At 60.4% G+C, this 2,353-nt stretch carries 2 protein-coding genes; both read right to left on the minus strand.

The features are described 5' to 3' along the window. On the minus strand, positions 1-809 hold an 809-nt coding region (locus VNM72_12005; protein ID HXF06118.1), incomplete at its 3' end, for a fructose 1,6-bisphosphatase. Between the two features lie 206 nt (positions 810-1,015). After that, positions 1,016-2,353, minus strand: a 1,338-nt coding sequence (locus tag VNM72_12010) for a hypothetical protein (protein HXF06119.1), incomplete at its 5' end; no start/stop codon positions are given.

Consider the following 2,353-nt stretch of genomic DNA (forward strand, 5'->3'; position numbering starts at 1 on the left):
TGCGTGCGGACAATGGCGACGGGATCATCCTTTCCCGTATAGCGACCGGCAATATTGTGCAGCCGCGTGGCCGAGACCGCGACGATCTGCTCATCCGGCTTGTAGCGCGAATGAATGGCTTCGACGGCAAACCGGTCGGGATTCTGCAACAGTGCCGCCACATCCCACACCCGTTCGGGGACATCGAGGCGGATGAGCCGATCGGCATCCCGGTAGTCCATGTCAATGATGGTGAAGGTGAAACCCTTGTGCATCCGGGGATTGAGCAGCAGTCCGCCATCGTGCATCGGATCGCAGAAGGCAGCATAGAGCGGGTAGTTGTAAGCTCCCGGACTGCACTTGTCCGCCGCGAAGACGAGGAAAGCCTCCGCCGGACGGTCTTTGCTCGCCGGATTGCGCTCGAACTCGATCTCGGCCACCGCCGGACCGGCTCCGCGAATATTACCCGACGGCGCATCCACGAGCAGATCCTGTCCGGCGCCGTAAAGACCCTGTTCGCGGGCGATTCGCGTTGCTTCGAGGAAACAGTTCCAGGCGAAGGAATGGATGGCTTGAGCGCCGACGCCGTGCTCATGGCTCATAATGAGGGCAATGTCATCACCGGTATGCGTCACCATTCCATCAATGAGAAGGCGCTGCGACCCAGAGCAAGCTGCCTGAATCATCTCCCGAACGACGTGCATCATTTTGTCCGACGGTTTGGTATGTCCGCCGATGGACCCGACATCGGCTTTGATGACCGAGAGCGTAACCTTCTTTCCCGTCGAGGCGGGGTTAGCCGGAGTGGTGGGATTTCCTTTTGCGTTCATCGTGGACCTCCGTTTGGCAGGAAGTGGCGAGCGGCTCCGGGGGGCAGCCGCTCGCTCTACCACCGAGGGACTCGCTGAAACCGGAGCCCTCGCGGACGCTCGGGCTACCGAAAAATGTCGCGCGGGCTTTCGAGCGCCGGTCGGTCGCCGACCTGAAAGTTTGCGCTCTGCGGAGAGCAAAGCCCTCGCGCTCCATCAACACCTCCTTAAAAGACGATCTTGGCGGCCAGTTGGAAAATTCGCGGATCGAACGTCTCGGTGGGAGTTCCGAAATCGGCGCGTCGCACGAGCTTGCCGGCGTTGGCGCCGGTGCCCGCGGCGAACTGAATGGCATTGACGCTCGGAAGCGCCCCCGAGAGAGAAATGGTACGGAAGTTGGTGCGATTGAACAGGTTGAACGCTTCGGCGATCAATTGCAGTTTCACCTGTTCGCCAAAGCGAATCTCTCGCGTGAGGCGAGGATCGAAGCTGATGAAGTTGAAGCCCCGGAATGTATTTCGTCCAACTCCGGGGACACGATCGGTGCGCGCGTTGGTATCGTTATTCAGATCGAAGCCCACCAGTGCCGAGTATGCCGGTGCCGATTGAGCCGTAACGATACCGCTCACCGACCATCCATCCAGCAGCGCCCGTACGGCGCGATTTTCGATCCCTCGGGCGTAGGCCAGGTCCCAGATCCAGCTCACGACGAACCGCTGGGGAATGTCGGTGTAGCTCAGGCCGCGATCACTCCGCAGGTCGAAGGGATCTTGAACCTGCTTGGCATCGTCTCCGCTGCTGAAGGCGACGACCGACGTGGCATCGGGCGTGTCGTCAATCGCTTTGGAGATGGTGTAGGAGAGAAGCATCTGGACGTTGTGGGAGAATCGCTTGTTGGCCTGGAAGATGACGCCGTGATAGATCGAGTTCGCCGTGCTCTCAAATAAACTGATGCGCACGAAGTTGGGCAGCAGCCGACCGGGATAGCGCCGGTAGGTTCGCGTCCCCTCGCCGACAATTTCGATCGAAGCGAGAACGGGCGGCTGTAAATTGACGTTGCGCGTCCGCTGGAGATGCGTGCCTTTGACCACCAGATAGCTGGCCGAGAGGGAGAACGTCGGCAGCAGTTCGTACTCCAGACCCAGGCTACCCTGCTGAACGTAAGGATTGACGTAATCGGGCGCGAAAACGAAGATGCTCGGCGGAGAAGGTGTTCCTCCCGTCGGCGGTGTGGTGAACCGCTGCGGATAGGTCGGCACCGTGGCTCCGGTGAAGGTCAACACCTGGACGTTAATGCCGTTTTGCGAATGGGCTTGAGCAGCCATGATCGAGGGCGTGCGCGCGTAGAAAAAGCCATAACCGCCCCGCACCACGAGCTTCTGACTGGCCAGCGGAGTCCAGGCGAAGCCGAATCGCGGAGCGAGATTGTTCGTGTCGAGGTTGAGACGATCGGTCCGCAGTCCCAACTGCGCGAGTCCCGGATCGGGATTTCTCACCGGCGGGTCGGCGATGTCCTGCAGGTCGTAGCGCAATCCGAAATTAAGCGTCAGCCGGGGCGTCACCCG

Source organism: Blastocatellia bacterium (assembly GCA_035573895.1).
GTDB lineage: Bacteria > Acidobacteriota > Blastocatellia > HR10 > HR10 > DATLZR01.